General features: G+C 71.7%; 6 protein-coding genes. 5 read left to right on the forward strand and 1 reads right to left on the reverse strand.

What is annotated here, in order from left to right; translation table 11 throughout:
* The coding region (locus BHU15_RS31190) for a type IV secretory system conjugative DNA transfer family protein (RefSeq protein ID WP_218028087.1) at window positions 1–719 on the forward strand (719 nt) is incomplete at its 5' end.
* 25 nt (window positions 720–744) lie between these two features.
* Here the strand turns inward: BHU15_RS31190 and BHU15_RS31195 are convergent.
* The gene (locus BHU15_RS31195) at window positions 745–1,338 is read right to left on the reverse strand and encodes a GNAT family N-acetyltransferase (protein WP_069630198.1); all 594 of its coding nucleotides are present in this window, start codon (window positions 1,336–1,338) and stop codon (window positions 745–747) included.
* A 129-nt stretch (window positions 1,339–1,467) separates the two neighbouring features.
* Between BHU15_RS31195 and BHU15_RS31200 the strand changes: the two genes are divergently transcribed.
* The 4 genes from BHU15_RS31200 to BHU15_RS31215 are packed head-to-tail and all read left to right on the forward strand — an operon-like array spanning window position 1,468 to window position 5,189.
* Window positions 1,468–2,436 carry an ATP-binding cassette domain-containing protein gene (locus tag BHU15_RS31200; RefSeq protein ID WP_069630199.1) on the forward strand — a complete coding sequence of 323 codons (969 nt, stop codon included), beginning with the start codon at window positions 1,468–1,470 and terminating at the stop codon, window positions 2,434–2,436.
* Window positions 2,433–3,224: an ABC transporter permease gene (locus BHU15_RS31205; protein WP_069630200.1), complete on the forward strand. Its 792-nt coding sequence runs from the start codon at window positions 2,433–2,435 to the stop codon at window positions 3,222–3,224. Before BHU15_RS31200 ends, BHU15_RS31205 begins: the two co-directional genes overlap by 4 nt.
* 10 nt (window positions 3,225–3,234) lie before the next feature.
* Window positions 3,235–4,506, forward strand: coding sequence for a sensor histidine kinase (locus BHU15_RS31210; RefSeq protein WP_069630201.1), 1,272 nt, complete (start codon window positions 3,235–3,237; stop codon window positions 4,504–4,506).
* Entirely contained in the window at window positions 4,503–5,189 is a 687-nt protein-coding gene (locus tag BHU15_RS31215; protein WP_069630202.1) for a response regulator, read from the forward strand. The genes BHU15_RS31210 and BHU15_RS31215 overlap by 4 nt, the downstream gene beginning before the upstream one ends.
* Window positions 5,190–5,246 lie beyond the last annotated feature (57 nt).

The raw sequence follows: 5,246 nt of genomic DNA on the forward strand, positions 1-5,246 counted from the left end.
GCGAGGACGCCGACACCGCCGCCGCGCGCGCCGTAGCCCTGCTCGCGCCCGTACGCCCGCTGGCCCGCCTCGACGCCGCCATGGCCGACACGGCGGAGACCCTGCTGCGCTGCTGGCTGCACGCCGCCGCCGTCGACGCGCGACCCTTCAAGCAGGTGCACCGCTGGGCGCAGGGCGGCGGCGCCCACGAGGCCGTACGGATCCTGCGTACGCACCCCAAGGCCGCCTCCGGGCTCGCGGGTCTGCTGGAGTCCGCGCTCACCGGGCACCCCGAACGCCGTGAGATCTCCCAGCAGTTGGCCACCCGTGCACTGGCCTCCCTGTCGTCCGTCCATATCCGTGAGGCGTGCACACCGAATCGAGCCGACTCACTCGCGTTGGATTCTTATCCCGCCGAGGGGGGCACGCTCTATGTGGTGGGTGAGCCGATCGAAGATCCGCGCACCCGTCCGGGAGCGATGCCGCTGCTCACCGCTCTCGCCTCAAGCGTGGTCGAGCACGGCCGCCGCATGGCCGCACGGTCATCCGCCGGCCGGCTCGACCCACCAATGACGCTGGTCCTCGACGATGTGGCGGCGGTCGCGCCACTGCCCGCGCTGCCGGACCTGCTGGCGGACGGGGACGAGCAGGGGATGCCCGCGCTGGTGCTGCTGCGCTCACGCGAACAGGGCCGCGACCGCTGGCCGGACCGCTGGCCCCATCAGGAACTGCCCGTCTGAGCCGGGCGTTTCCCTCAGCAGTCCCTCAGCAGCCCGCTGGCCGCGCCACCGCGAGCTCGAACTCCCGCGCGGAAGCGGCACCTTCCACGGAATCGCCCGCCACGGGCGCGGTCACCCCGGTCGCTTCGAAGCCGAGCTTGCGGTACGCGGCCCGCGCCCGCCCGTTCCGCTCGTCCACCAACAGCCGCACCCGCTCGACCCTGGGCTCCTCCAGCGACCACGCCCACGTGGTGGCCGCGTCGAACAGCTCCTTCAGCACACCGGAGCCCCGGTACTCGGGCCGTACGTACACGCCGACGAGATGCGCCTGGTCGTACGCGCTCACGCCACCCATCGCATCGACCGCGCCCCGCCGCTCCACCAGCGCCACCACCGAACCGGCCCACTCCCCACCGTCCGCCGACTCGGCCACGAACTGCCGCGCCGACACGCCCCGCGCCGATCGCTCGGTCCGCTCGCGCCAGAAGGAGTCCGGACGCCGTACGGAGTCCTCGTACGTCTCGAGGAACGCGACCGGCGCGGCAGGATCCCGCAGGGCCTCCAGCCGCAGATCCCTGGCCCTGGCCCATTCGTCGGCCCGTACGGCGCGCACAGCCCGTACGGCAGGTGTCTGACTCATTCCGCGATCCTCCGCGTCCACGGCCCCCGCGCACAAACGGGTTTCGTCGTACCGGGGTAGGACGCCGCGTACGCGGGACCCACCCGCGGTCCGACGTTCCGCGCCCGCCCGCTGCCTACCGTCGAAGCCATGATCAAGGCCAACGGACTGACCAAACGCTACGGCGGCAGGACCGACAGAACCGGCAGAGCCGGCAAGACCGTCGTCGACCGCCTCACCTTCACCGTCGAACCGGGCGCGGTCACCGGCTTCCTCGGCCCCAACGGCGCCGGCAAATCCACCACCATGCGCATGATCCTGGGCCTCGACGCCCCCACCGCCGGCCACGTCACCGTCGCCGGCCGCGCCTACGCCGGGCACCCCGCCCCGCTCCACGAGGTCGGCGCCCTGCTGGAGGCCCGCGCCGTGCACCCGGGCCGCACCGCCCACCACCACCTGATGGCACTCGCCCACACCCACGGCATCCCCCGCTCCCGCGTCGAGCACGTCCTGGACCTGGCCGGCCTCACCGACGTCGCCGGGCAGCGCGTGAAGGGCTTCTCGCTCGGCATGGGCCAGCGCCTGGGCATCGCGGCGGCCCTGCTCGGCGACCCGGCCACGGTGATCCTCGACGAACCGGTCAACGGCCTCGACCCGGAGGGCGTCCTGTGGATCCGTAACCTCCTCAAGTCCCTCGCCGCCGACGGCCATACGGTCTTCGTCTCCTCCCACCTCATGAGCGAGATGGCGCTGACCGCCGAACGGCTCATCATCATCGGCCGCGGCCGGCTGCTCGCCGAGACGACGGTCGCCGACTTCGTACGGGACTCGGGCGTCACGGCCATGAAGGTCGTCTCCCCCGACGCCCGGACGCTCTCGGGGCTGCTCGCGGGCCCCGGCGTCGAGGTCACGCCCGGCGCGGGCCCCGACGAACTGGACGTACGGGGCGCCGACGGCCCGTACATCGGCCGTATCGCCGCTGCCCACTCCGTCCCGGTGTACGAGCTGACGCCGCGCACCGCGTCGCTGGAGCAGGCCTTCATGGACCTGACGCGCGACGAGGTCGAGTACCAGGCCGGGGCCATCACCCACGAGGCACCGACAGGAGCGACGGCATGAGCACCGTGAAGACGGCGCGCGTGGGCGTCACCCCCGCCCGTGTCCTGCGCTCCGAATGGCACAAGTTCTGGACCCTGCGCTCCACCTGGATCATGCTCTCGACGGCGTCGGTCCTCATCCTCGGCACCGGTCTGGTCATGGCCATCGGCCACGAACCGGCAGGCGGCGGCCTGGGCGAGGTCGGCGACCCGGTCGTACTGACGCTGATCGGCGTCCAGTTCGGGCAGATCCTGCTGCCCGTGCTCGGTGTGCTGTTCAGCGCGGGCGAGTACTCGACCGGCATGATCCGCGCCTCGCTCTGCGCCGTCCCCCGGCGGCTCCCCGTCCTGTGGGCCAAGGCAGCGGTCTTCGCCGCCGTGACTATGGCCGTGTCCTCCGTCACCGTCCTCACGACCTTCCTGCTCGCCCAGCCCTTCCTCTCGGACACGGACATGGCCGCCTCGCTCACCGACCCGGGGATCGCCGGCGCCGTCGCGGGCACGGCGGTCGCGCTCACCCTCTTCGGGGTGCTCGGCCTCGGTCTGGGCGCGCTGATCCGGTCGGTGCCGGGGGCCATCGGGGCCTTCTTCGCGGGGGCGGTGATCCTGCCGGAGGTGCTGTCGGCGGTGCCGTCCAACGCCGTTCAGGACGCCGTCGCGTACTTCCCGGCCCGCGCCGGTGAATCCCTCGGGGCGGTCCAGCAGCACGACGGGGCGCTGTCGGACGGCCCGGCCCTGGTGGCGCTGTGCCTGTGGGCGCTGATGACGCTGTTGGCGGCGGGCCGGCTGCTGAAACGCCGAGATGTATGACGATGGACGAATGACGGCAGGGACAGGGGCACGGACAGCGGCAGGAGCACAAGCGGGCGGCGGAACGCTCACCCAGCTCGTCAACCGCGCGGCCCAACACATCGGCGCCTTCGACAAGTCGCGCCCGCTCGTCTGGGATCTGCTGCTGGCCGGCTGCCTGCTGCTGGGCGGCACGATCGACGTGGCGGCGGGCGGCTGGCGAATGGTAGCGCCCAACCCCGACGCGCCCCTGTGGCCGGCGGCCGTCTGTACCGTCGCCCTGCCCCTGACCGTGCTGCGCCGCCGTACGCACCCGCTGGGCGCGCTGCTCGCGATGCTCCCGTTCGCCGTGCTGCACGCCTGGTCGGGCGCCGGGCTCCAGATCGCCGTGTTCTGCCAGCTGATCGTCGTCTTCAACATCGCGCTGCGGCTGCCGACCCGCCAACTCGCCCTGACCTGCGGTCTGCTGACCGTCCCCCTCGTCGTCACCGCGGCCCGCTTCCCGGCGGACGGCTGGGTCATCCCCCTCCAGTCGTCACTGACCAGCTTCGCGGCGGTGGCACTGCTGGGAATCGCGGTGCGTACGAGGCAGGAGTACACGGCGTCCTTGAGAGAGCGGGCAAAGCAGTTGGAGATCGAACGCGACCAGCAGGCCCAGCTCGCGACCGCCGCCGAACGCACCAGAATCGCCCGCGAGATGCACGACATCCTCGGCCACAACCTGTCGGTCATCACGGGCCTCGCGGACGGCGGTTCGTACGCGGCCAAGAAGAACCCGCAACGCGCGACCGAGGCCCTGGACGCCATCGCCACCACCAGCCGCCAGGCCCTCACGGAACTGCGCCGCCTGCTCGGCATCCTCCAGAACGACACCCACCCCGACACCCCCGCCGAACTCACCCCTCAGCCCGGCGTCGGTGAACTGGCCCAACTGATCGACGGCGTACGGGCGGCGGGACTGCCAGTACGCGTCACGGTCACCGGCGACCTCGAAGCCGTACCGACGGGCCGCCAGCTCACGGTCTACCGAGTCGTCCAGGAAGCCCTCACGAACACCCTCAAGCACGCCGGGCCGAACGCCACGGCGACCGTCGTTCTCAGCCGCACACCCGAGTCCGTCACCGCGGAGATCACCGACACCGGCAGGCCCTCCCCAACACGTCCCGGAGGCCACGGCATCCCCGGCATGCGGGAGCGAACCGCCCTGTACGCGGGCACACTTGACGTCGGCCCGCTGCCACCGCCCGACAGCGGCTGGCGAGTCCATCTGCATCTGCCGAACGACGAGGACGACCGGCTGTGACGACCGTACTGATCGCCGACGACCAGCCCCTGCAACGCATGGGCTTCCGGATGCTGCTGGAGAGCCAGGACGACATGACCCTGGTGGGCGAGGCGGCCGGTGGCGCCGAAGCCGTACGCCTGATCGACCGACTCCACCCGGACGTCGTCCTGATGGACGTCCGCATGCCCGGCCTCGACGGCATCGAGGCAACGCGCCGTGTCATCGCGGCCGGCAGCCGTACGAGGGTACTCATCCTGACCACCTTCGACCTGGACGAGTACGCGTACGCGGGCCTCCGCGCCGGCGCCAGCGGCTTCCTCGTCAAGGACGCCCTGCCCGAGGAACTCCTGTCCGGCATCCGCGCGGTGGCGAGCGGCGACGCGGTGGTGGCCCCGACCCTCACCCGCCGCCTGCTGGACGCGTACGCCCACCATCTCCCGGCAGCCGGCGAAGAGTCGGGCAACTCGTCGGCGCAACCCGAAGCACCCCACCCGGCAATCGCGCCGCTCACCGACCGGGAACGGGAAATCCTCACCGTCATCGGCCAGGGGTGGACGAACGTGGAGATCGCCACCCGATTCCATCTCGCGGAATCGACGGTGAAGACGCATGTGGGCCGCGTACTGGCAAAGACGGGCTCACGCGACCGCGTCCAGGCGGTAATCCTGGCGTACGAGGCGAAGCTGGTCCGCCCGTCGTGAAAGGGCTCTGAACGCAGAAATGCCTCAACCCCCGGACACAGTCCGGGGGTTGAGGCA

It is taken from the genome of Streptomyces niveus (genome assembly GCF_001723055.1).
In the GTDB taxonomy this organism is placed as follows: Bacteria; Actinomycetota; Actinomycetes; order Streptomycetales; family Streptomycetaceae; genus Streptomyces; species Streptomyces niveus.

Coding starts and splice junctions, on each gene's coding strand:
- BHU15_RS31195 (WP_069630198.1), bottom strand. CDS start 1,338: ATGAGTCAGACACCTGCCGTACGGGCTGTGCGCGCCGTACGGGCCGAC.
- BHU15_RS31200 (WP_069630199.1), top strand. CDS start 1,468: ATGATCAAGGCCAACGGACTGACCAAACGCTACGGCGGCAGGACCGAC.
- BHU15_RS31205 (WP_069630200.1), top strand. CDS start 2,433: ATGAGCACCGTGAAGACGGCGCGCGTGGGCGTCACCCCCGCCCGTGTC.
- BHU15_RS31210 (WP_069630201.1), top strand. CDS start 3,235: ATGACGGCAGGGACAGGGGCACGGACAGCGGCAGGAGCACAAGCGGGC.